The organism is Gimesia sp., from assembly GCF_040219335.1.
Lineage (GTDB): Bacteria > Planctomycetota > Planctomycetia > Planctomycetales > Planctomycetaceae > Gimesia.
On the sequence record NZ_JAVJSQ010000015.1, the window covers coordinates 433372 to 457692 of the forward strand.

Genomic DNA, 24321 nt, shown 5'->3' on the forward strand with positions numbered 1-24321 from the left:
TGGGGGCAATGGGCGGCGGCTGAGCGTTGTGACATATCAGTGCTGGTACAATTGTGAATGCTTTCAGCAGGGAATCAGTCTTGCATGCAGCCTGAGTTTCAGCAGAAATTGCCGGTTGTTATGGGGCATTCTGCACATTTCCGATGGTCGTGATTGAGGCGCCGTTATTATTGATCTGCAGGTTCGGCAGATCCTCAACAAGTATCTCTCCCCCCAATACGGCTTCGAAGTACAGAGATGTATCGGTGTTGTTCCCCGTTACATCCAACAGAAGCGAATTCGATCCAAACGAGGTGAAGACATCAAGTCCTCGTCCGCCAATCCCGGCGCTGCCGTTGAGGATGTTGTCGTGGATCTGGACGTTGGCAGAAGCGCCAGATATTGTGTCCGCCACGATCTCGATGCCGTCATCAAAGACTCCCCCGTATTGAGCAATCTTGTTTTTATTTATGAAGAGAGTGTTGTTTGTACCCCGATCAATGTCCACGGCAATCCCGTCGGTAAACAAGGCCAAATTATTGTCATCAGAGATAATGTTCTCTGTGATATAAGAAGTCGTGGTCCCTGTTGTATTCAGGTTGAGATAGATGCTGGTTCCAAACAGATTTCCGACATCGTCTGAGTCGATCGTGTTCTGCGAGATCGTCGTCGTGGCAGAACCATCATCGTAAATCACGTTGATCGCATTTCCAAAGGCCCCCGCGGTATTGTTGATTGTGTTGTTGGAAATGTTGGTGGTCATCACCCCATTCGCAGTACCGTGGAATGTGATGGCATCGCCGAAGGCGCCAATTGTGTTGGTGATGGTGTTACCGGTAATCGTGGTGTCTACGACGCCGGTTGAGTTACTGGTAAAATCAATCCCATTTCCGAAGGCGTCCACGAAACTAGTAATCTGGTTGTCTCTGATGCGTGTCGTCACATCCCCGGAACTGGCTGTGACTTCAATTCCCGAACCGGCAAGCGCAATCACACTGGTAATGGTATTGTTGTCGATGTCAACGTTCGCATTTCCATTGAGGGTGACGTCTATACCGGTACTAAAGGCAGTTACAATACTTCTGATTGTGTTGCCGCTGATGGTACCGTTTCCACTACCACTCACCGAGATGCCATCAGAGTCGGCATTGTTGATCGTATTGGAAGAGAAATTGAAGTTGTTGACATTCACCCCGTTGATACCGTATGTACTGGGTGAATTGATCGTGGTGTTTTTGATGGTGATATTATTCGAGTTGACGATTTGGACGCCTGAGAACCCACTGTTATTGAATGTCCCGCCGTTGAGTGTGACGCTCCCGCTTACATTATTGATATCCAGCGGTGCCAGAGTGGTGTTGCTGGTGTTCAACTCGGCGATTGTGATATTCGCTGAGCTGTCGTCGATATCCACGGCTGTCGATCCATTGGTGGTTGTGATTTGACCGAACTCAATTGTTCCGCCAGAATTCGCAATTACGACCGCATTACCGTTGGTATTCGTAATGGAGCTGTTGGTAAAGGTCACATCAGCCGCGTTTTGGCTGCCCGTAATTGATACGCCCAGCCCATCCGTTTTTGTGAGGGGGGTTTGGTCGAATGTGGCGGGGCCTGTTAAATTTGTCAGACTGATAGCCGTACCAGCTCCGTTATGATTGATCGTATTGTTCGAGACCATCAGGTTCCCCACGCCATTGGCAATAATCGAAGAACCAGCACCAGTGGTGGTGATATCAAACCCGGAGAGGACACTGTTATTGCTCATCGTGAAGCTACCCGTGATGTCCGGGTTAATACCGGTACCGGAGTCGGGCAGCTGGAGCGATCCGAACTGGGAGTTGATGAACTGTGCGGGTCCTTCGGAGAGGACCTGTGTATTGTCAGCCAGGACGAAGTTACCGGTTTCCGAACCGTCGCGGTGGTCGTAGACGATCAGGTCGCCAGCTTGAGTCCGTGGATCAGCGAAGGCAGCGGCGAGGGTGGCGTAGGGATCTTCGTAGGAGCCGTCACTGTTCCCACCGGTGGCGACGTGCATGAAGTAATACGGGTTGCCGGTTGATGGATTGATAATCAGGCCGCCGTTAGGATCCTGGACTTCCTGGTTGTCGACGACGATGGCACGAAGCCGTTCGGGGCTTTCACCGAGACGATCCCAGGCTTTGAGATCGGAGCGGGGGCCGTTGCGGAGGCCGGTGATGCTGGGCCATTGAATGCCGACGGAAAAGTTGACCGTGGTATCGAAGACGCGGTCATTCTGCACGCTGAGATTCAGCGCGACCATATCCGAGATGCGGCTTTCGACGCGTGATTTCCAGCCCCAGGCCTGGGGGCTTCCGGATGCCTGGAAGTGGTACCAGCCCGCGTAGGCGCGGAGATCCATGTAGTCATTGGTGTAGAATTTGGCACCCGCTTCCATGTCGAGGCCTTTCATCGCGGCCTGGTAGTAACGGGTGAATGTGCCACCATACAGATAGTGGCCGATGAACTGGTAGCTGCCACCATTGTTGACGTGCGTGGTTGCATACTGCTTACGTGTAGTACCGGTGGGGACGTACCAGTTGAGGCGGGCGTCCCAGATATCACCCAGGGTTTCAATACCGCCGGAAATCTGATCAAAGTTGGCATAGCCGGCGTCGCGGGTGTCATGGTAGATGTAGCCCCCGATGGTCCGTTGATATTCGGGCAGATACTGACGGGCGCCGAGACCCACGTTGGAGCCGAGGTTGTGATTGTCGTCACCCAGAAGCAGGCGGGCGTCGATGAACATCAGCCAGTCACTGTCATCGCCTTCCAGTACGGGGAAGAAGGCATCGAAGGATGAGAGTCCACCGATGCGACCGATGGTGTCTCCAGCCTGGTAACGGTAGCCGACATGCGGGCGATAGCGGCCGAACCAGGCAGAGTCGCCAAACAGTTCGCTGACATCGCCACTGACCTGGCCTCCTTCGAAGCCGGGGTCTACCGGTTCGGGATCGAAGGTATCTGCAGAGAGTGGGCTGGCGGTGCCACACAGGACTAACAGCAAGGCGAAGTACAGTCGTTTCATGGATTCCATTCCAGAGAGAGTACGGTGGTTATCTGGAATATTCGTCTGTCACTACTTTCGATCTGAACGGTAAAATCCTGCAGGTCGTCAGAAGGGGATACTGTGTGTTGTACAGATCGGCTCAGTCAAAGCTGGTAAAAGATGACGGTTGGCGGGATGGTATGCCGGCTATGAAATCAGTGGGAGATTGTGCAGTATTCGGGGAGTGTCTGGATTAAGGCAGGAGCCAGTCGGTGGTGTTCTGGTAGGATCCGAGCCCCAGCAGGAGCACGATTGCGTTGCTGTTGTTGGCGGAGAGATTGCTGATGTCTTCAATCTTCGTGGTAGCTCCCAGGCCGCTGAGGAAGTTGAGCGTAGTCAGCAGGCTGGTGTCATTCCCGTCGACCTGCATACTGATGGTGTTTGCATTCGCGACGCTGACATTGAGCCCGAAGTTGAGCAGGCCGTAGATCTGGTTGTCGTGAACCTGCACATGGGCCACATTGCTGACGCCGCTGTTACCCATGCGAATCCGAATTCCGTCATCCAGAATGTCGGTGGAACCGCCGAGCTCATTATTTGTGACATGCACGATGGTATCGTTGGTACCCCGGTCGATGTCGACAAAGATGCCGTCATTCAGCAGGCCTGCAAGGGCGTCATCGGAGACGATGTTCTGATCGATGAAGGTTTCGGTGGCTCCGGTGGTATTCAGATTCAGATAGATGCCGCCATTCATCAGGTTGAGCAGGTCGTCGGAATCGATGGTGTTGGAGACGATACTGGTCGTGGCGGAGCCGGCGTTATAGCGGACGTCGATGGCATCCCCAAAGATTCCCAGCGTATTTTCGACCGTGTTACCGCTGATAGTCAGGTTCGTGGTACCAGTGGAATTTCCGGTGAAATGAATCGCATCGCCGAAGCCGTTGGCAACGCTGGTGATCTGGTTGCCGCGAATGTTAATCGTGGAATTACCGGCGCCTGTCGTGACATCAATCCCGTTGCTGCCGATCGTGAGTATGCTGGAGATAATGTTGTTGTCGATGTCGAGGCTCGCATCACCGGAGGTTGAAACTTCAATCGCGTTGTCGAAGGCACTGAGCAGGCTGCGAATGGTGTTACCGCTGATGCTGCTGGTGCCGGTGAGATTCTGCACATAGATCCCATCCAGACTGACGTCGATAATCGTATTGCCGTTGAGATTCAGGTTATTCACGTTTTGAGCATAGATCCCGTAAGTGGTCGGGGTCTGCATCGTCACACCCTGGATGGTGACATTGGAAGAGTCGGTGATCTGTGCGCCTGCAGTTCCGATGCTGGTGAAAGTTCCTCCGTTGAGTGTGAAGCTGCCGGTCTGATTGTTGATGACCAGTGGACTGGTGGCGGCGTTATCGCTGTTGAGTTCTGCAATGGTGATGTCAGCATTACCGCCGTTGATATTTGCTGAAACAGCTCCGTTCGTGGTCGTGATTGTTCCCAATTGAATGGAACCGCCGGCATTCTGGATGTCGATTCCTTCTCCGTCGGTGTTGGTGATGTCACTGCCAGTGAATGTGATGTTCGCATTACCGCCGGAAATCGAAACGGCGAGACCATCGTCTTTGGTGATGGGGGTTTGGTCGAAGGTGACGGTACCGCTGGAATCGGTCAGACTGACGGCGGTGTCTGCACCAGCATGATTGATAGAGCTGCTGGCCACCAGCAGGTTGCTGGTTCCCGTTGCAGTAATCGAAGTACCTGTCGGATTGGACGCGGGAGTGTTGATGGTCAGGTTGCGGAGCGTGATCTCGGTGGAATCGGTCAGCTGCACCCCGGCGACGCCACTGTTGGTAATCGTACCCTGTTTGACTTCCAGGCTGCCGGTCAGCTGATTGACGGCCAGGGCGCTGTTCGAGGCATTTGTACTGTTGAGTTCGTCGATGGTGATGTGCGCCGTGCTGTTGTCGATGTTCACCGCAGTCGTTCCACCGGTTGCGGTGATTGAACCGAGCTGAATGGTGCCGCTGGAGTTCAGAATATCAACGGCGTTGGCACCAGTGCCTGTGATGGTGCTGTCAGTGAAAGTGACATCGGCGCTGCTGTTGTGGATGGAGATCGCGGTCCCGCTGGTTGCGGTGATGGGGCTTTGATTGAAGGTAACGGGCCCCGTCAGGCCATTCAGATAAACGGCACTGCCTGCGTAAGAACTGTTGATCGTGTTCTGTGAGATCAACACATTGCCCACGCCATTGGCGGTGATGGCAGGGCCACTGCCGTTGATCAGATTAAAGCCGGTGACTTCGGTATTGTGATGCATGGTGAAGCTGCCGGTGATCTGGGGAATCAGACCCGAGCCCGAGTCGGGAATCTGCAGCTGTCCGAACTGGGTGTTGATGTACTGTGCAGGCCCGGTCGAAAGGACGCGTGTATTCTGAGCGAGCACAAAGTTGCCGGCCTCGGAGGCATCGCGATGGTCGTAGACGATCAGATCACCCTGTTGTGTTCGTGGATCGGCGAAGGCCTTGGCGAGTGTTGCGTAAGGATCTTCGTAGGAGCCATCACTGTTGCCGCCGGTAGCGACGTGTGTGAAGTAGTAGGGATTCCCGGTAGCAGGGTTGATGACGGGAGTTCCGTTAGGATCTTCCACGCTCCGGTTCTGTACGACAATGCTGCGGAGGCGTTCGGGAGTTTCCCCGAGTCGATCGCGGGCAACCAGACCGGCGGCGGGGCCGTCTCTCAGTCCGCTCAGGCTGGGCCACTGCACGGAGACGGCGAAGTTGACTGTGGTCTGGAAAATGTCATCGTGCTGCACACTGAGGTTGAGGGCCACGAGGTCCGAGATACGGGTTTCGACGCGTGATTTCCAGCCCCAGGCAGTGTCACTGTCCTGTGCCTGAAAGAAGTAGCAGCCTCCAAAGGCACGCAGGTCCGTCTTGTAGCCGGTGAAGACGCGAACGCCGGTCTCCAGGTCGGCCCCCAGTAGTGCATTTTGATAATACCGGGTGATCGCTCCGGTGTAGAGTTGATGATTGACGAAGCGGAAGGTGCCTCCGGGAACCAGTTCTTCGCCCCACTGTGACTGCGTCTGGCCGGTGGGGACATACCAGTTGACCCGCGTTTCAAACAGGTCGTCCATGATTTCAAAACCGCCGGAAATCTGCTGGAACGAAGCCAGGCCGGTATCGCGTGTGTCGTGATAAACGTAAGCACCGAGGGTCTGATTCCAGCCGGGCAGGTAGCGACGGGCACCGACTCCGAGATTCGAGCCGAGGTTGTTGTTCTGATCGTCGAGCAGCAGTTGTGCGTCGACGAAAATCAGCCAGTCACTGTTGCAGTCTTCCAGCACGGGAAAGAACAGATCGAATGAGGAGAGCCCCCCGGTACGGCCGATGGTATCACCCAGCTCATGCCGGTAGCCGAAGTGGGGATGAAAGCGACCGAACCAGGCGTGCTTGCCGAACAGTTCTGCGACGTCGGCATTGTAGCTTTCGTCGGTGGCATCATAGCTGACCCGGCCCGGACTCTCTTCGTAGCCGAGGTGATACGGATCGAAGGCAGCGGATGCCAGGGGGGGACTGGCAACCAGCAGAACGGTGATGGCAAGGTAGTGGCGGAGCATGTCGACTTTTCTGAAACGGAATCCCTTCACAGCTTCGAGTCTTCATGCCTGATTGTCGTCGCGCGTTTGTGGTGCGCTGCAAAGTTATGATTTTAAGGAGGGATCTACCACAGCATCGGATGGGCGAAATTCGCGTCAGTCAAGATAGGGATAAGAGACAAAGCGATACTGTGCGAGTGTTATCCCTCATTCAAAAAGGAATGAGGGATAGGCCTGTGTGCGTGAGGAGGTTTTTCCGTGAAAACCAGTGGGAAAGGTCTGTTTTACAGGGGGAAACAACTGCAGTGGGTCTAGAGGGATTGGCCTCAGGTTCTGTTGAAGTGGACCGTCAGACGGGCGGATTTCCGTCGCATACATAGACGGAAATCCGCTGTGACTTATGCCTGGCGTTGTTTGAAACTCCACCACTTTCGCTGCGGAATCAGACCGATGCCGATGACGGCCAGCTGTGAGAGCATGAACAGGCCGAGTGCCAGCAGTACGCCTTCGGTGAATCCGTAGGAGTGCAGCCCTACGCCCAGTTCGTTAACGCCGAACCAGGACCAGCTGGTGACGATGTTCCCGCCGATCGAAAGGATGGCCATGCCCCGATCTTTGACCATGCCACCCCAGCGGGCGTGCAGGACAAGGGCATTCCAGAGCACGATAATCAGTGCGCCGTTTTCCTTGGGATCCCAGCCCCAGAAACGGCCCCAGGAATCGTCGGCCCAGAGACCGCCGAGTACGGTACCGAAGAAGCTGAGGATGATGGCAAAGCAGAGCACGCCATACAGCATGCGAATGATTTCTTTACCTGCATCGGCTGTCATGCGGGGCGTTAAGGTTCCCCAGAGGATATAGAACACTCCCAGGAGACCAGCTACAAAAGTCGCAGCGTAACCGAGGGTGATGCAGACCACGTGAGTGGCGAGCCAGAACTGTGTATCCAGCACAGCCTGCAGAACGGCCATGGTATCGCCATCACCGGCAAGCATGTGCGCGATCAGCAGTGTAGAGAAGCCGGCGACTGAGGCCAGCAGGTTTCCAATGCCCATGTGATTGATCCGTTCAATCACGATCCCCGCCAGTACCGCACCCCAGCCGATAAAGACGGCAGAGGAGTAGAGGTTGGTCACCGGGGGGCGCCCCGAAATGTAGATGCGGGCAATCAGCGCGAACGTGTGTACCACGAATGTGAGCACGATCAGCCAGAAGGCGGCACTGCCCAGCGGTCGCTGCAGGAACAAGAACGAGAGGCAGACCAGCACAAACGCGAACAGATACAGCACGGCGGCATAGTAACAGGGTTCAAAGTGATTGTAGAACGCTTCGAAGTCGATCTTATTCAGGCTGGTATGTGGCAGATCGGCGCGGTTCCGACTCAGCCAGCTCTGGTAGTCGCGGACTTCTTTGTTGAAATCGGTGACATTATCGCGTGAATAGGCGACGAGAATTGCCGTCCAGGCCTGGGTGGCTTCATTTTCTTTTTCGTTATTGACGCTGAGGCTCAGCAGATCACGCAGCCAGGATGCGGAATAGGTCTGCCACTGATCGTCGGTGGCGGTTTCCGGTTTCTGGTCATCTTTGTCTTCCAGGAGCTTGGGAGGAATCGCCAGCGGCGGATTACGTTGTGCCAGCATTTCCTGTCGCCGGAAGGCTTCCATCACATCCTGACGTGCATTTTCCGGACGGATCTGTGGCGGATTAAAGGCCTGCATGAGCAGATCGACAATACCGATTTTCTTTTCCAGTTCCAGCACACGGGACTGGAAGAGACTCGCCTGGCCTTTGCCTGCCTTGCGGGCGAGTTCGGCCTGCCGGGTGAGCTCGGGCAGTTTTTCGATGAAGTCTTCGAAGGAATAACGAAACCCTTCGCGGCGTTTGAGACCCAGCACGGTGAGCAGTTCCGGGTTTTCAATACGGAAGACCCGGTGCTTGAACGAAGCTTCCGGATTGGCGATGGTATCGAGGAACCATTTGATGGCGGGCTGCGTTTTACCGTCTGAATCTTTGAAGGTCTGCTTGCCTGAGACAATCCGCAGACTGTTACGGGCCAGAGTGTCGATGGGTTTGGCGCGTCCCTGGTAGAGGACGGGCAGTTCGCCGAACTTGTAGAGATTCATCTGGTTGGCGTCGGGTTTCCGCACAACGGCTTTGCCCATCAGGTAGCCGCCAAAGATGATGAAGATGGTAATCGGAATCAGATATTTCTGGAGTTTTTCGCTGCGCAGTTTGCGCTGGAGTGCGGGAGTCATTTCTCCCGACTTGTCCGCGGCGAACTCTTCAATCGCTTTAGGTTCGGTGCGCTGTTTTTCGCGGCGGCCGAGATAGCGGAGCAGGGTGATCATGAAGTGGTAGAACATGCCAACCACAACGATCATGCAGGAGACATACGGGATCATCCAGCCCATGTTGGTGACGACAGACAGGGTTGTCGTTTCTTCGCCCGTACGGGGATCCTGGTGATAACCACTCTGGTAGAATGTTTCGCCACTGTAACGCAGGGGGTTATTCATCCAGATGTGTACATCGCGGTCGACGTTGCGTTCGTTATCGACGAGGCGGATATCGGAAGAATAGTTCTGCACCGTGCTGGTACCGGCGTAATCATCCTTGCGGACATCGATCAGTTTGACGGTGTAATCTTTGTAGTAGCGTTTGAACCGCAGGAAGAGCTCATAGGGAGTACCATCGACGACGACCTGTTCGCCGAAGTCCCGCAACGAGAGGTCGAGGCTGACCAGGTAGACTCCCAGAGACTCTTTGCTCTTTTTGTCGATGATTTTGATGTAAGCTGCCGGGATGTCGACTCCGCCTCCCATATCGGTTCCGGCGGTATTCCGTGCTGGCAGGGCGATCCATTCTTTACCGACGCCGGTTGTGGCGGGATTGTCGGCTGCTTTTTTCTCTTCAGCGGTCAGCGACGAAATCTTGCGGAGCGACGAGTTCTGATAGTAGTGAATCAGTTCGTAATCGAAGGGGAGTGCGGGGTCTGAGACGACGCCTTCACGGTTTTTGAGCAGGATCGATTTGGGGATGACGGTGACGCGATCTTTCTGGGGATCGGTTTTGTCGATGACGGCCAGTTCAATCTCGCGGATATCCTGGACAAAGTTGGTTGTCTGACCTTCGGAGACGGTCATCTGTGTTTCCACAGCCATGGTGCCCACAATCAGTTCGCTGAGCATCATCAGGCCGACACCGGCGTGCAGGAGCACAACCCCGGCCCGTTTCTTAAAGAGTGGAATACAGCCGGCGAGCAGCACGATACCGACGAAGGTTGCTTTAATCAACTGCCAGAGAATCCGCATGGACGAATCGCTGAAGCGGGCGGCATCCCCTTTGGAGATAAACCAGGCGGTCAAAAATCCGAGCATGATAGCACCGCCGAGTGCGAGACCACGTTCGACTTTGCGATGTTTGGGGAGCATGAAGAACAGGGCCAGGCCACCGATGGCAGACAGGGCGAGTCCTGCTTCAAAGAGCCACCAGAGAACCTGCCAGCTCATGACCGAATATTCCTGGAACCCGTCTTTGTTCGAACCGCCGGCGATGACCAGCCAGGTGAGCAGCAGGCCGACGCCGATAATGCTCCAGCCGATGGTGCGTGCTTTACCTTTACCCTGTACTTTAAAACGAAGCAGGTGGGCTGCCAGCAGGTTGACGCCCATCATGAAACCGATCAGCCAGCCCCCCGGAAAGTAAAAGAACCCAGGGATGCTGTCCGGTTTGATGCCGGGGAAGAAGGAAGGAGGGAAGAAGATTTTGAATTCGATGCGGGCGATGGCGGTGCGGAAGTATTCGTCGATCACAACCCAGATATCTTTTTCGACCTGGGCCAGAGTTCCGGCCAGGATGATAAAGATGGCCATCGCGAACAGGGCCACGGTGATTTTCAGTGAGGCCAGGGGCGTCAGGAAGTTCAGAAAATGCTTATTGAAATTCGCGGAACCAGAGCCGGACTCGGGCGAGGCAGTTTCGTGAGATGTTTCCGGGAGGGTATTCGTTGACATACGGATTTCCTGAGGGTCAGACTCAAAAACTAAAATGGATTGTGTGGTCAGGCCGGGGCCGGACTATTCAAAACGGATGGACTTCACAAACTCTTTGAAGTTCGCTTCCTCTTTTTCTGCCAGCTTTGCGGGGCCGGTAAATTTCACGAACCAGGCCAGATTGTCCCGGTAGATGATGGCACCCAGAATGGCCGGTCGTGGTGTTTCGCCTTCGGGGCCGATCAGTTTGACATAGGTTGCTTCGAGATCCCCGGCTTTGAGTTGCTCCGAGTTCCCCGACAGATCGGCGTCGGTAATGGCTTTGAGTTTCACCTGGTCACGCCAGCGGTTGATATTCGGGAGCAGGGGAGAACTGTCTTTGGCGAGATCGATTACAGTGACTTCGCCGGTCTCTCCGTCGGCAGAGACATTGAAGGCGGCTTTCCGCATGCCTCCGCTGCGACCGGGTTTCCAGCCTGAGGGAGTTTCGTATTTAATCTGTGCGGCGGCAGCCGGCGGCGTGGAAGCAACTGGGCCTCCCGGTGCGGGCATGCCACCACCCATCATGCCGGAAGCGAAGGGAGCCCGGCTCATGGGGTTGTCAGCCATCTTGCCATCCAGGCTGACGACCGTGATTGTTTTATCGCCGGCTTTCAGCGTGAACTGTTCCTGGTCCAGACTGGGAGAAACGCCTTCGGCTGCTGTGAGGTCTTTTTCGGTAATGGGAGCCAGACCCACCTGGTCACGCCAGCGATTGACGTTTTCCAGTGTGCCACTCGGCGGCAGGGGGATTACCGACATTTCGAGTGGGGGATCTGAGTCTTTGACTTTGAGGGTGGCAAATCGCATGGAACTGCCCGGTGTCTGGGTCCAGTCTGCAGGGAGCTTCCATTCGGGCTGACCTGCTTTGAGGGTCACCGATTTGAGGAATTCGATGAAGGTATCAAACTGAGAGGCGACCTGTTCGGGAGCCCCGGTCATTTTGAAGAACCAGTTTTGTCCATCGCCGGGCAGGATGGCTGCCAGCATGCGGGTCGGTTTTGCTTCTGCAGAGGTGGCCTGTGCCGGACCGAGGTCGGCTCCTTCTTTGGGGACTTCATAGGTATGAATTTCATCCTGTTTGCCACAGCCGATCGGCAGGAGCAGCAGGGGCATCAGGAGCAGGAGCGGGAACGATTTCATGGGCAGGGTTTGTCTTTCGGGTCGATACATGGCGGCTTGGTCCAGGTTTTCTACGGCCTGAGAGTCGAAAATGACTGGCAAATCAACTGATCGGGCTAAATCCGGGTGGTTTTGAGTTCGATGTCAGCAGACTGACAGAGGTACTGTCGTTGTGTACAAGGCAGGTGTTTGAGGAGTGGTTCACGCCTCAAGGGGCATAAGTTGTTTCAATAATAGTGGTTATGTTAAAACAACACGGCCCCGGATACCAGAGTCACTCTGCTGGGGACCACTGACTATTATAGTTGCCGTAAGACCAAAAAGTACACAACCAGTTTTCGAGTCCTGACAAATTCCCCGGTATTGGAGGACGCTGGCCTTTAAAATCGGCCCCTCGGGCCAGAGCTTAAAAAACTCGAAAAATCGCGTAAAAATTACAATGCCTTGCAAAAAAGTCACTAAATCGGCGATTCTGAGAAGCGATTGTAAAAGCTTCCACAGAAATTCCTGTTTACAAGGAATAATCTTTAATGTATTTACGCGTTCTCGCTGATTTTTCGCAAAATAAATTGCGATTCTGGTATGCGAGGTGCGTGATTCAAAGTGACCCGTCACAAATGGGATTCTGAATTCCATTTCTATTAAATAGTACACGAACGTACGGAACCGACAATTCAATCGAATCAATGTCAGCGGTTATGGAAGACCGGACACGATTCACCCCAAACTGACCCAAATTCCCAGTTGTTCATGGGAACCAAAACCCCAGGCATGGAAGCCGCACCGTGAAGCTGATTTCACACAGACTGCCGGTTGACGCTCTCAACCCGGCCGTGAAAGTTCGAACTGTCGAATCTCTTCTTATCGAGAGGGGGCTCAAGCAGTTTTTCGCTCACACAGAGATTGTGCTGCAATCTCTGCGCACTGCTTCTCTGCTCACGACGACCTCAGCGGTTGTCTGCTCTGTCCTCAGTATGTGTTCCACTTCCTGCGGCGAGCATCGAACAGATACCCCTTTCTCAAATTTTAAAACGCGTTGCGCGTTGAAACCAACGATTGTGAGGAGTTGGTAGATGAGATTATTAGCGACATTCGTATTCACTTTTCTGATGATGACCGGTTCTGCACTGGCAGCTGCTCCTAAAGGAGTTCTGCTGGATTTCACTGCGACCTGGTGTGGCCCGTGTCAGAAAATGAGTCCGCTGGTTTCACGTTTGAAACGTGAAGGCTATCCAATCAAGAAAGTCGACGTCGATCAGGAACCTGAGCTGGCCCGACGTTTTAATGTTTCCAGCATTCCCGCCTTTGTGCTGGTAGTCGATGGTAAAGAGGTGGCTCGTTCTGTCGGTGCCACAACGGAAAGTAACCTGCGTCGGATGCTGGCCCGGATTCCTGCAGCGGAACCTGCTCAGCCCGAACGGTCACAGCCCCGTAACCCGGTCGTCTTCGCATCCAATGATCGTCGCAGCAATCAGGCTGAAGAAGCCCCGATTCAGCTGGCACAGGATCAGAAGCAGCCCGAAAAGAAATCGCGCGGGTTCAATCTCCCTTTCTTTGGGAAAAACAAATCGGAAGACGATTCGGTTCCTGTAGAAGAGCCCGTGATTCGGGCCCAGTTTGGCGATGCTCCCAACGATCAGTTCGCGGAAGCCGCTCCCCAGGAAGAAATCATCAACTGGCGCGCGAGCACGGTTCGCATTCGTGTCAAAGACAAAAAGGGAATGGACCTCGGTTCGGGTACTGTGATTCACAGTGCCGTCGGTCGGACCCTGATCATGACCTGCAGTCATATCTTCAGCGACATCAAGTCTGATTCCATAATTGAAGTCGATGTCTTCCAGGGCGAAAAGTACGACACTTATGTGGGTACCCTGGTCCGGTATAACCTGGAAGCCGATGTGGGACTGATTTCAATTCCCACTTCGGGTGTCGTGGCTGCTGCGAAAGTGGCTCCACTGGAAGATGAAGTCAAAGCGGGTGACGTCGTTGCTTCCCTGGGTTGCAGCAGTGGAGAACTGCCGAGCCTGGAGAAAATCAAGGTGACCGAACTCAACCGTTTCCTGGGGCCGGACAACATCGAATGTACGGGAATGCCCGTGCAGGGACGTTCGGGCGGGGGACTGTTTAACCGCTCCGGCCAACTGGTGGGTGTCTGCTTTGCCGTTGATAAGGAAGACCGCCGTGGTCTGTATGCCGGTCTGCCCGTGGTTCATAAACTGCTCGACGAAAGCAACCTGACGGCCCTTTACAAGCAGCCTGCCGTTCAGGAGTCCGCTCCGGAAACCAAGTTCGCCATGTCGGAAGCAGCTCCCGCAGCCCAGGCGGCTCCCAACCAGCAACTGCTGGATGAGTTTCTGAACCGGGCGATGCCTACTAAGAGCCAGCCGCGTCAACAGGTGACCTCGGCAACCACCGGTAATCCGGACCTGTCCCAGCTGCAGGCGGCATTGGATCAGGCAGGGGAAGCAGAAGTGGTCTGCATTATCCGTCCGCTCAACAAGCCCAAGTCAGCCAGCCGGGTGGTGATCATCAACAAGGCCAGTTCCAAGTTCGTCTCTTACCTGTCGGGCGAAGTTAGTAATCAACCTCAGCCGACCTCAGCCCGCTTCCAGCCTAAGGCCAACCTGTCGGGAACTCCCCGTAATACAGTACGTCGTCAGCGGGATGAACGTATCAGCCGGAGCCTGCCCCGGGCCAGTAAGACACAACACCTGGTAGCCAGCCCTGCTCAGTCGGAAGATGCCATGTTCCGTCCTCCTTCCTCTTTCACACAGACGGCTAAAAAATCAACGCCGGACAGCCTGCAGAACAGTGCTCCGGTCCAGCGTTACCGTCGTTCTGCCGAGTCGCGTCGCTAAACGCTCACTCGTTTACTGAGAACATCTGATCCAGTCTGAATCCTCGTGTGGTTCAGGCTGGATTTTTTTGTTTCTGGCTTTCGGACTTTTGTTCTGCTACGGTGGCTTTTTAGAATAGAGATTCTGCGGAATACCACCGGGGAGGGTTCAACCTGTTCCCCTCAATGTGCCTGCCACCAGGAGACATCACGTGAAGCTGTTCTGTAAACTGTCCGTCTGTCTGGGCCTGTTGTTGACTTATACCAGTCTGCTGTCTGCAGAGGATCTGCAGTTGAACCTGCGATCTCAGTCCGAGACCAGCAAAGGCTCTGGGCGTTATCATCGACTGGAACACCAGGAGAGCTGGGATCCCGAGCAGACGGCGATGATCGTCTGCGATGTCTGGGATTACCATCATTGTCTGAATGCGGTCCGGCGACTGGAACAGTTTGCACCGCGGCTGGATCAGCTGCTCAAGACGGCTCGCGCACAGGGAGTGACCATCATCCACGCCCCCAGTGATTGTATGCCCGCTTATGAGGGGCACCCGGCGCGTCAGCGGGCGCAGCAGGTCACGTTTAAAGGACCGATTCCCGAGGGCATCGAAAACTGGTGCTCGAAGATTCCCAGTGAAGAGCAGGCCGTGTATCCCCTCGATCAGTCGGATGGGGGTGAGGACGATGATCCGGAAGAGCACAAAGCGTGGGCCGCGAAGCTGAAGTCGCTGGGACGCAATCCGGCACTCCCCTGGCAGAAGCAGTCGCCGTTGATCACGATTGACAGTGAAAACGATTTCATCAGTGATAAAGGGGATGAAGTCTGGCGGATTCTGGAGAGTCGCGGCATCAAGAATGTGATTCTGACCGGCGTGCATACCAATATGTGTGTCCTCGGTCGTCCGTTCGGTTTGCGGCAAATGGCACAGAACGGGAAGAACGTAGTGCTGGTGCGGGACCTGACCGATACGATGTATAACCCGCAGCGCTGGCCTTACGTGAGTCACTTTACCGGCAACGATCTGATTATCTCGCACATCGAAAAATTCATCTGTCCCACGATTACGAGCGATCAGATTCTGGGAGGGGACGAATTTGTATTCAAGAAAGATGATCGACCGCATCTGGTGATCATCATGGCGGAGCAGGAGTACGAGACTGAGGTCAGTCTGCCGAAGTTCGCTGCAGAGAACCTGGGCAAAGCGTTTCGTGTGAGCCTGGTTTTCGCTGATGACAAGGAGCGGAATAAGATCCCGGGGATCGAAGAGATCAAGGATGCGGATCTCGTGTTGTTCAGCGTACGCAGACGTGTACTTCCGGAAAAGCAGATGGCGCTGATCAAGAAGTATGTCGCCGCGGGTAAGCCGGTGGTGGGTATCCGCACCGCGAGCCATGCGTTTTCACTGCGCGGGAAAGAGCCGCCGAAAGGATACGCGGACTGGCCTGAATTTGATGCGACGGTGTTTGGCGGCAGCTATCACGGCCATCACGCGAATGATCTGAAGTCGATCGTGACGATCAATCCAAAACAGAAGCAGAACCCGATCCTGACGGGCATTCCCGACAAACCGTTCCCGCAGGCGTATTCGCTGTACGAGGTGACTCCGCTGGCGAAAGGGACGACGGTACTGATGACGGCGGAAATCAAAGGGAAGCCGGTTGAACCGGTGGCCTGGACGTTTCAACGGAAAGACGGTGGCCGTTCGTTTTACACGTCGTTGGGACACACGGGCGATTTCCAGCAACCCGAGTTCGTGCGGCTGCTGGCTAACGGGATCTACTGGGCCGCGGGTCTGAATCCGGAGAAAGTGAAACTCTCCGACAAGGTGAGCCTGCGTGGTGCACCGCACTGGACGGTGGTTTCTGTGCCCGAGTTCAAGAAGCCGACAGGGACCGTAGAGAGTCGCTGGTATCGGTGCGTGGCCCGAATGCCGAAAGCGTGGCTGGCTGGTGAGCCTTTACAGTTAAAGGTACCCACGTCTGCCGGGAACACGGTTCAAGCCTGGTTAAACGGAACGGCTCTCAAGCAACGGGGCGACGGTTTCGTGATCGCGCCGGAGATGGTGACCGTGAACGATGCGAACCTGATTGTCGTGGCGGTTTCCGGGCGTGATGCGGGAGCCGATTTTGCATCGGTGCCTCAACTGGTTTCTGCCAGTGGTGCACTTCCCCTGGCGGGACGCTGGCAGTATCGATCGGGCGATGATCGTGCGTTTGCAAACATGCCTCTGCCGGCTAAGTTCGGTACGGTGACGGATATTGTTTTTAAACCGTGAAGGTGTGGGAAGCTTAGTACCAACTGGTTTCAGATGGCAGGAGTGATTTGCAGGAGCATCCGGAAGATTTCCCTGTCAGTTTCCAGTTCGCTGCGCTCACCCCGAATTGCATTCGAGGCTACTCTTTGAATTGGGGACGCTTGATCTGGAATTCACTGTCTGCTCGCTATTTAGACCGGACACATGGCACCCGGCGTTTGCTACCATTAAATGAAATCTTCGCTGGAGATTTTACCGGCGGCTGGCGCCGTGCCGCTCAGTTTTCGGCTCACATGAACGTACAACGGTTGCAGGGTTCGACGCTTAAGCGGGAGACTGTAGACTCCCGGAGGCGTCGGTATTCGGGAGAGTTGTAGATCTCCAGGACATTCTGATCGTTGGCGTTGCCGATGGTATATTCCGCCTGACCGTCGGCACAGCAGTGGGCGACTTCGCCGGTCGCAGTGATCGAGAGTTCGAACCAGCGTTCGCAGCCCATGTTGGGTACATTGTTGACTTCGAGTCCCTGGACCTGCCCGATCCATTCCATACGCGGGAAGACACTCGATTTGAACAGGGGATAGTTGATGTTGACCCACTGCACGAATTCCAGGTCGGCGGCGGTGCCGTCACCTACGCGGGAAAGGACAACCGGAAAGGTGACATCGCCTTCCATGAAGGCATCGTGAATCATTTCCAACCGCTGTCGCGTACGCTGATAGGGGAGGCTCATCACCCGTTCGTATTCTGCTTCGCGATGATCGTTGAAGGAGATCCAGAGGTACTGGATGTTTTTGATTTCCTGCAACTGCTCCAGCTTGTCTTCCGTGATCGGGGTGGAGTTGGAGGTCAGCGCGATCTTTGCCTGCGGGAGCAGGGTGTTGATCTTTTCCAGAACGTCAAACAGGCGGACATCCAGAAACGGTTCGCTGACTTTGAACGGCGAAATCTGCAGGTTCATTTCCTGGGGAATGGCGGTCAGCTCGTTCAGGATTTTGTCGATGAGCTCATCGCTCATTTTAGTGTGCTTGCGGTTCAGATCCGGGTAAGGACAGAAGTTGCAGCTGGCGTTGCAGCGGGCCTGGGTCTCCAGATGAACGTTGCGTGGATAGTCCATGTAGAGGGAATGCCGCATGCGGGCGATGCCTGCGTCGTATTCTGCTCTCTGATCGCCAAATTGGTAGGGGGTGATGACTTCCAGCATTTTGTCGACTCTTCCATGAATCAGGGACAAGCGGAATATGGTTTGTTGTGCAGATCGGGGAGTGGCTGTTTTCAGTCAATGAGAGCTTCCGGTCCGAATCCTGTAGAACAGTTCCCTCTGTCCGTTTCGGCTGGTGAAAACTCTGCCATGGATCGGGATTTCAAAAACCCTCATTATTCCATTGTCGGCTTAATTTAGTATGATTCATGAAGGAAAACCTCGAACCTTCTGATATTGAAAATGTCCTAACTTGTATCTCTGAAAGCAGTTAACTGATGCACCACTTTTCTGATCGTCTGAATGCCGCCATCCGCAGTAAAAAAACACCCGCTCTGGTCGGCCTGGACCCCCGCTTTGACTGGCTTCCCGAGGAGATCGTCTCTGCTGCGGAAGCGAAACATTCCAGCAAAGCGGAGATCGTCGCGGCTGCTTTTGAAGAGTTCTGTTTCCGCATGATCGATGTGGTCGCTCCCCTGGTGCCGGCGGTCAAGCCGCAGGCCGCGTTCTTTGAAGAATGGGGGCCCGCCGGTTGTCTCGCGCTGCAACGTGTGATTAAGCGGGCGCGTGAAACGGGGCTGGTTGTGATCTGCGATGCGAAGCGGGGAGACATCGGCTCGACGGCAGAAGCGTATGCCCGCGCGTACCTGGCAGGCGAAGATCCGGAGAGTGCCATCTGGGCAGCGGATTGTCTGACAGTCAATCCCTACCTGGGCAGTGATACGCTGCAACCGTTTGTGAAAGTGGCCGTCGAACGGGGGGCGGGGATTTACGTGCTGGTCCGAACGAGTAACCCGGGTGCGGGGACCTTTCAGGATCGGAAAACAGATGGTCATACCTTGTATGAATGCGTGGCGTCGGTGGTGAATGATCTCGCTTTGAATACAACGGGCAACGGACACTACGGGGCCATTGGTGCGGTGGTGGGAGCGACCTATCCTGAAGAGCTGACACAACTGCGGGAACTGATGCCGCATGCTCCGCTGCTGGTGCCCGGTTATGGGAGCCAGGGGGCGGGAGCCGGCGATGTCGCGGGGGCCTTTGATGCGGAAGGGCTGGGAGCGATCATTAACAGTTCGCGGGGAATCAACTTCGCGATTCGTAAGGAACCGTATTCCGAGAAATTCGCTCCGGAAGAATGGGAGCAGGCAGTGGAAGCGGCCACGCATGATATGATCGCCGATCTGGCCGAACACACGCCCGCCGGGAAGCTGCAATGAGCGACCACGCGAAGTCGTTTGCAGAAGCGTCACTGCATCTGCGAGAAGTCGATCACCGACTCAAGCCGGTGATTGATAATATTGGTGTCTGTTCGTTGAAGCCTTATCGTTATCGGTTTGCTCTGCTGCTGCGGTCGATCGTCTCACAGCAGATTTCCACGTCCGCAGCCCGGACAATTTATAAACGTCTGCATGCGTTGACCGGAAAAGGGCAGCCGAGCGCGGAAAAGATCATGCAGCTCTCTCACGAACAGCTGCGTTCGGTAGGGCTCTCGGCGCAGAAGGCGAACTACGTGCATCATCTGGCTGAGATGGTGCTGGAGAAGAACGTACGCTTGCATAAACTGCACCAGATGACCGATGATGAGGTGACCGCGGAGCTGGTGCAGGTCAAGGGGATCGGGCAGTGGACGGCGCAGATGTTTCTGATGTTCGGACTCTGTCGTCCCGATGTCTTCCCGCATGACGACCTGGGAATTCAGAACGGCATCCAGACGATTTACGAACTGGAGACCCGTCCCGACAAGCAGACGTGTATCGAAATCGCTGAACTCTGGGCGCCTTATCGGACGGTGGCCAGCTGGTACTGCTGGCGGGTGCTGGAAATGGAAACGCCCGACGGTCCGTGGTAAGTATATTTATAACTCTGACAAAACCGGATCTATCATGACAAATTCCTTTCGCTGTTTTCAGGTTAGTCAACAGGAACCCAAAGAAATTACAGCTGATGTTGTCTCAGCACCGTATAACAACCTGCCTGACGGTGAAGTGACGATACGCGTCGTTTATTCGTCGGTGAATTATAAAGACGCTCTGGCGGCGATCGGGAATCCCGGCGTGGTCCGTCATTTTCCACATGTGCCCGGAATCGATGCGGCGGGCATTGTGGAGTCTTCCGACTCCGATCAGTTCCAGGCGGGAGACAAAGTGGTTGTGACCAGCTATGAGCTGGGAGTCGAACGCTGGGGGGGCTGGTCCGAATTGATTCGCGTCAAACCGGAATGGATTGTACCGCTGCCTGAAGGGCTTTCACTGAAAGAGTCGATGATTCTCGGAACCGCAGGACTGACGGCGGCGATGTGCGTCGACAGTCTGCTGCACCATCATATCAGGCCCGAGTCGGGCAAGGTGCTGGTGACGGGGGCTTCGGGAGGTGTCGGATCGTTCGCCCTGTCGCTGCTGAAACGATGTGGATATCAGGTGACCGCTGTCTCTGGTAAGCCGGAATACCATCAGCGATTGCTCGATCTGGGAGCTGACGAAGTCGTCGATCGACTGGCAATTGATATCAACTCGGACCGACCTTTACTCAAAGGGCACTGGGCGGCTGCCATCGATACGGTGGGCGGCTCTCTGTTGAGCCATGTGATTCGCTCGATACAGCCCCAAGGTTGTGTGGCCGCCTGTGGGAATGCGGGGGGCGCGCAGCTGGATTTGACCGTGTTCCCATTCATTCTGCGGGGAGTGACACTCGACGGGATCGATTCGGCCTGGTACCCGATTGAAAAGCGGGCTGCACTCTGGCAGAAGCTGGCGACCGACTGGAAGCTGGACGATCTCGAATCGCGGGCGAAGGTCATCACACTCGACCAGGCACAGCAGACGGTCGAGAGCCTGCTGGAAGGGACGCACCAGGAACGGACGATCATCCAGGTGGGAGCCGAATAGCGGCGGTATCCGGCGCAAAGCAAGAGGCCATGCCCACGAAGGGCATGGCCTCTGATGCTGAGTTGATTTTAATGGTCGCTGGTTTAGTAGCGGGCCAGATCGGCGGTGTCGGACTTGAGATTCAAGCCGGTGACGATCCGCTGGGCTTCGTTGACCATGAACTTGACTTCACTGCCACAGGCGATGAACCGCCAGCCTTCGGCGATACGCTGTTCGACGGCTTCGACAGTCTGCACGTGCAGACCGACGGGGGTGCCGGTCTTTTTGCCGGTTTCCAGAATCCGCTGCAGCATGGCTTCAAGTTCATCGGGTGACGGATGCACGCCGGTGGCTTTGCTCATCTGGAAGGTGAGGTCGTTGGGACCGACGAAGATAGCGTCAACGCCTTCCAGGCTGTAGATCTCTTCGGCGTTTTCGACTCCTTCGGGGGATTCGGTCTGCAGGACGACGAGGATTTCATCGTTCGCGTATTTGTAGTAGTCGCCTGCGGTGGCATCGAAGTTCATGGCGTGCAGTACGCCGCCTACCGAACGGTTGCCGATCGGCGGATATTTCACGGCGTCGATGACCTCTTTGGCCTGTTCGACGGTGTTGATCATCGGGGCGACAATCCCGTGGGCACCGGCGTCGAGGGCCCGCTTGATGAGTTCATATTTTCCGAGCGGAACCCGGCAGAGGGGGACGCAGCCGGCATCTGCGATGGCACCGAAGAGGAGTGCGGCCTGCGACCAGTCGATGGGCGAGTGTTCCATGTCGACGGTCAGCCAGGGGAATCCGACGCGGGCCATCAGACGGGTCATCATTACATCCCCGGATGAGAGCCATGTTCCAACCTGAGGTTTCCCCTCACTTAATGCTGCTTTGACCGGATTCTTTTTCATCAGTCTGAATGTCTTTCCTGTAATCTATTTGAAATTGAAGTGATCTGATACCAGATGTTAATTCACCCATTCTCGACAGGCTCATAGTGGATTGCAAGCCAAACGCTTTCCTGGTCGACGGCGGTCGCTTCGACCCGGTGCAGACAATGCGCGGGAATGTTCACTGCATCGCCGGGAATGAGCGTCCGTCCCTCGGTTTCGCCCTCAAAACGGAGTACGGCTGACCCCGAGAGCAGAACCACCCATTCGGCGTGTTCCTGATCGTACCACTGTCCTTCCCGCGTGGACTGCCCGGTCGAAACAATGCGTTCCACCCGGCAGGACTGACCCCGGAAGAGGTGTTCGAAGAGCTCCTCGGTTGGGGGTGTGGCTTGCGGCGTGAGCAGGTTGGTGATTTCAGGAATCATGGCGGTACCTTGCAGGGGGCGAAAGGGGACGGAGTTGAATCTTCCTTCTGTTTTACTTTACGGGAGGCGGGGCGGGGTCACAACCGTGGATTTTTTCTATCACGAAAAACGCGAAAGACACGAAAAGGTTCGGGTGGGATTGCTGGAAAGTGGGGGCTCTCAAATGAAGGAAACCGAACCGGGGGTGGTCTCGGATGTAATCCGATATTGCCGGAGGCAACAGGAGGTTGGAGGGGGATTATCATGTGGTCAGTGGACGTACCTCATTTTAAGGTTAATAGTGTTGGTAGCTCTGTTATGAATTGTTCTGGTGAGCTGCAACCTCCTGTTCGCTGCGCTCACCCCGAATTGCATTCGGGGCTACCCTTTTTATACCCACTGTTGGGTGAGCCAGCATTGCCCTTACTTTTACATGGACTGGTCTGCTTGTGGGTCTTCTGGGGAAGTGGTAGCATGAGATTCTCGCCCGACAACTGATTTCCCCTGCCTCTGGAGCCTCCGATGAAGATCACTGGCGTTGAAACGTTTCTGGTTGATGTCCCGCTGCAAGTTCCGGTTTCGCCTTACCAGTCGCGGTATATTTCTTCAATGACGACGGGCGCTCTGCTGATTCGCCTCGAGACTGATGCGGGTATTACCGGCTGGGGCGAGACGCCGCAGCGGCTGTCGTTTCAAGGTGCGGTCAGTTTTACGGGCGAGGAAGCCGAGTACTTCCGGCCGATTCTGCTGGGGAAGGATCCGACTGACATTGCTGCCCTGTATGCGGATTGGGGGATGGGGGACGAGCCTTATCGTCAGTCGCTGGCAGAAATGGCCTGCTGGGATATCCTGGGGAAACAGGCGGGGCTGCCGCTGCATCGTCTGTTGGGCGGACTGTACCGGGATCGCGTGGAAGTAACCTGCTGCATGGGGATTCGCGGTCCCGAGGAGGCGGCTGCGATTGCGAAGCATTATGTCGACCGGGGGTTTTCCACCATGAAGACCAAGGCGGGGCGATCGCCGGAAGAGGATCTGGCGATGGTGCGGGGGATTCGTGAGTCGGTGGGAGACAAGCTCAATCTGCGGATCGACCCCAACATGGGGTACACGCCGGAAGTGGCACTGCAACTGGCCCGCGATCTGGAACCGTACGAGCTGCAGTATTTCGAACAGCCGATGCATAAAGACCTGCTGCAGGAATCGGCGGACATCCGCAAGCAGACGACGACGCCACTGGCGTTGAATGAATCGGTGACGACGCTGGAGAATGTCCGCAAGATTCTGGAACTGGATGCGGCGGAATACCTGCTGCCGGATACGTATCAGTGCGGCGGGATCTGGGCGGTGAAGCTGGTGGGCGAAGTGGCGGCCTCGGCGGGTGTGCCCTGTATTTTTCATTGTGCCCACGACCTGGGGCTCCGCACAGCGACGATGCTGCACATGGCGGCTTCATCTCCCAATTTCCCGCTGGCGAATGACTGCACCTATTACAGTCTGGAGAACGATATCATCACCGAACGGTTTGAGATCAATGAGGGCACAATGGCGGTGCCGACCAAACCGGGGCTGGGTGTGGACGTTGATGAGGGGATGCTGCAGAAGTACCTGGTGGGGAGTTCGCTGGGGTGATTTACGGTCGCTGTCCGGCCAGCTGACAGGTGGCACCCATGCGATTATTTCTACCACGAAAAACACGAAAGGCACGAAAAGATTCGGGTGGAAAGTGGGGGTTCTCAAATGAAGGACACCCAACCAGGGTGGTATCGGATGTAATCCGATATTGCCGGAGGCAACAGGAGGTCTCAGGGTGATTATAAGGTGGTCAGTAGATATACCTCATTTTAAGGTTAATTGTGTTCGTAGCTCTGTTATGAATTGGTCTGGTGAGCTGCGACCTCCTGTTCGCTGCGCTCGGCACGGATTGCATCCGTGCCCACCCATTTTTTGAGCGGAATGGCGCTAGCCACCGGTAAGTGGGTTCCGCGCTGAAGAAATTACCGGCGGCTAGTAACTCCGATTACAAATAGTTTCCCACCAGAGCAAATTGTTGCCATTGCTTCCTGGTTTTCCTGAGTTCTCTCCAGGTGCGGGGGCGTTCGATCTGCTGTTGTTTCTGTGTGCGGTGGCCGGTATACGTCCAGCG

General features: G+C 55.3%; 13 protein-coding genes. 6 read left to right on the forward strand and 7 right to left on the reverse strand.

What is annotated here, in order from left to right; translation table 11 throughout:
* Positions 1–118 precede the first annotated feature (118 nt).
* The 4 genes from RID21_RS14470 to RID21_RS14485 all read right to left on the reverse strand — a co-directional run bounded on the left by RID21_RS14470 (position 119) and on the right by RID21_RS14485 (position 11785).
* A complete protein-coding gene (locus RID21_RS14470; RefSeq protein WP_350189960.1) occupies positions 119–3025 on the reverse strand; it encodes a beta strand repeat-containing protein in 2907 nt (968 codons plus the stop codon).
* 214 nt (positions 3026–3239) lie between these two features.
* The gene (locus RID21_RS14475; protein WP_350189962.1) at positions 3240–6602 is read right to left on the reverse strand and encodes a right-handed parallel beta-helix repeat-containing protein; all 3363 of its coding nucleotides are present in this window, start codon (positions 6600–6602) and stop codon (positions 3240–3242) included.
* Between the two features lie 377 nt (positions 6603–6979).
* A complete protein-coding gene (locus RID21_RS14480; protein ID WP_350189964.1) occupies positions 6980–10594 on the reverse strand; it encodes a cytochrome c biogenesis protein in 3615 nt (1204 codons plus the stop codon).
* Between the two features lie 63 nt (positions 10595–10657).
* Positions 10658–11785 (reverse strand): hypothetical protein, encoded by a 1128-nt coding sequence (locus tag RID21_RS14485; RefSeq protein ID WP_350189966.1) that lies wholly within the window; start codon positions 11783–11785, stop codon positions 10658–10660.
* A 1022-nt stretch (positions 11786–12807) separates the two neighbouring features.
* On the opposite strand from RID21_RS14485, the gene RID21_RS14490 reads away from it, so the two are divergent.
* Both RID21_RS14490 and RID21_RS14495 read left to right on the forward strand, forming a co-directional pair.
* Positions 12808–14592: a thioredoxin domain-containing protein gene (locus RID21_RS14490; protein WP_350189968.1), complete on the forward strand. Its 1785-nt coding sequence runs from the start codon at positions 12808–12810 to the stop codon at positions 14590–14592.
* 190 nt (positions 14593–14782) lie between these two features.
* Positions 14783–16843 (forward strand): isochorismatase family protein, encoded by a 2061-nt coding sequence (locus tag RID21_RS14495; RefSeq protein ID WP_350189970.1) that lies wholly within the window; start codon positions 14783–14785, stop codon positions 16841–16843.
* Positions 16844–17111: 268 nt separating this feature from the next.
* On the opposite strand, the gene RID21_RS14500 is transcribed toward RID21_RS14495, so the two are convergent.
* Positions 17112–18026 carry a radical SAM/SPASM domain-containing protein gene (locus tag RID21_RS14500; protein WP_350189972.1) on the reverse strand — a complete coding sequence of 305 codons (915 nt, stop codon included), beginning with the start codon at positions 18024–18026 and terminating at the stop codon, positions 17112–17114.
* Positions 18027–18301: 275 nt separating this feature from the next.
* Between RID21_RS14500 and pyrF the strand changes: the two genes are divergently transcribed.
* Genes pyrF through RID21_RS14515 form a run of 3 tightly spaced genes read left to right on the forward strand, consistent with a single transcriptional unit; the run spans position 18302 to position 20911 of the window.
* Positions 18302–19243: an orotidine-5'-phosphate decarboxylase gene (gene pyrF / locus RID21_RS14505; RefSeq protein ID WP_350189974.1), complete on the forward strand. Its 942-nt coding sequence runs from the start codon at positions 18302–18304 to the stop codon at positions 19241–19243.
* Positions 19240–19875 (forward strand): DNA-3-methyladenine glycosylase family protein, encoded by a 636-nt coding sequence (locus tag RID21_RS14510; protein WP_350189976.1) that lies wholly within the window; start codon positions 19240–19242, stop codon positions 19873–19875. The genes pyrF and RID21_RS14510 overlap by 4 nt, the downstream gene beginning before the upstream one ends.
* A 34-nt stretch (positions 19876–19909) precedes the next feature.
* Entirely contained in the window at positions 19910–20911 is a 1002-nt protein-coding gene (locus tag RID21_RS14515; protein ID WP_350189978.1) for a YhdH/YhfP family quinone oxidoreductase, read from the forward strand.
* 83 nt (positions 20912–20994) lie between these two features.
* On the opposite strand, the gene RID21_RS14520 is transcribed toward RID21_RS14515, so the two are convergent.
* Both RID21_RS14520 and RID21_RS14525 read right to left on the reverse strand, forming a co-directional pair.
* Positions 20995–21792, reverse strand: a complete 798-nt coding sequence (locus RID21_RS14520) for an HpcH/HpaI aldolase family protein (RefSeq protein WP_350189980.1) — start codon at positions 21790–21792, stop codon at positions 20995–20997.
* Positions 21793–21854: 62 nt separating this feature from the next.
* Positions 21855–22199: a cupin domain-containing protein gene (locus tag RID21_RS14525; protein ID WP_350189982.1), complete on the reverse strand. Its 345-nt coding sequence runs from the start codon at positions 22197–22199 to the stop codon at positions 21855–21857.
* A gap of 501 nt (positions 22200–22700) precedes the next feature.
* Here RID21_RS14525 and RID21_RS14530 point away from each other — a divergent pair.
* Positions 22701–23807, forward strand: a complete 1107-nt coding sequence (locus tag RID21_RS14530) for a mandelate racemase/muconate lactonizing enzyme family protein (RefSeq protein ID WP_350189984.1) — start codon at positions 22701–22703, stop codon at positions 23805–23807.
* Positions 23808–24321: the final 514 nt, after the last annotated feature.

Bases quoted from the DNA above. Each gene is read 5' to 3' on its own strand.
- RID21_RS14510 (WP_350189976.1), top strand. From the start codon at position 19,240: ATGAGCGACCACGCGAAGTCGTTTGCAGAAGCGTCACTGCATCTGCGA.
- RID21_RS14525 (WP_350189982.1), bottom strand. From the start codon at position 22,199: ATGATTCCTGAAATCACCAACCTGCTCACGCCGCAAGCCACACCCCCA.
- RID21_RS14500 (WP_350189972.1), bottom strand. From the start codon at position 18,026: ATGCTGGAAGTCATCACCCCCTACCAATTTGGCGATCAGAGAGCAGAA.
- RID21_RS14530 (WP_350189984.1), top strand. From the start codon at position 22,701: ATGAAGATCACTGGCGTTGAAACGTTTCTGGTTGATGTCCCGCTGCAA.
- RID21_RS14515 (WP_350189978.1), top strand. From the start codon at position 19,910: ATGACAAATTCCTTTCGCTGTTTTCAGGTTAGTCAACAGGAACCCAAA.
- RID21_RS14485 (WP_350189966.1), bottom strand. From the start codon at position 11,785: ATGTATCGACCCGAAAGACAAACCCTGCCCATGAAATCGTTCCCGCTC.
- RID21_RS14470 (WP_350189960.1), bottom strand. From the start codon at position 3,025: ATGAAACGACTGTACTTCGCCTTGCTGTTAGTCCTGTGTGGCACCGCC.
- RID21_RS14475 (WP_350189962.1), bottom strand. From the start codon at position 6,602: ATGCTCCGCCACTACCTTGCCATCACCGTTCTGCTGGTTGCCAGTCCC.
- RID21_RS14490 (WP_350189968.1), top strand. From the start codon at position 12,808: ATGAGATTATTAGCGACATTCGTATTCACTTTTCTGATGATGACCGGT.
- pyrF (WP_350189974.1), top strand. From the start codon at position 18,302: ATGCACCACTTTTCTGATCGTCTGAATGCCGCCATCCGCAGTAAAAAA.
- RID21_RS14480 (WP_350189964.1), bottom strand. From the start codon at position 10,594: ATGTCAACGAATACCCTCCCGGAAACATCTCACGAAACTGCCTCGCCC.
- RID21_RS14520 (WP_350189980.1), bottom strand. From the start codon at position 21,792: ATGAAAAAGAATCCGGTCAAAGCAGCATTAAGTGAGGGGAAACCTCAG.